This window comes from Janthinobacterium sp. BHSEK (assembly GCF_056174685.1).
Window position 1 is genome coordinate 1 of the sequence record NZ_JBWBYV010000224.1, and the last position, 317, is coordinate 317.

A 317-nucleotide genomic window follows, 5' to 3' on the forward strand; every position below is an offset into this window, starting at 1 on the left:
CCTGCAGCTACTTAGATGTTTCAGTTCGCCGCGTTCGCCTTGCATACCTATGTATTCAGTATGCAATACCCTAAAAGGGTGGGTTGCCCCATTCGGAAATCTGCGGATCAAAGTGTGTTTGCTCACTCCCCGCAGCTTATCGCAAGCTACTACGTCCTTCATCGCCTGTAATCGCCAAGGCATCCACCATGTGCACTTATTCGCTTGTCCCTATAACGTTAGCCTCTTCATTCTTTCAAATGAAAAGAGCGCTACAGGGATAAGAAAGTACAACGTTGTTGCTTGTTTGTTGATACATACAATCATTACCCATCGAT

General features: G+C 45.7%; 1 rRNA gene. It reads right to left on the reverse strand.

Annotation, left to right across the window (positions count from 1 at the left end):
- A 23S ribosomal RNA gene (locus AC0V2Y_RS28590) occupies positions 1-210 on the reverse strand; the annotation flags it as partial.
- Between the last annotated feature and the right edge of the window lie 107 nt (positions 211-317).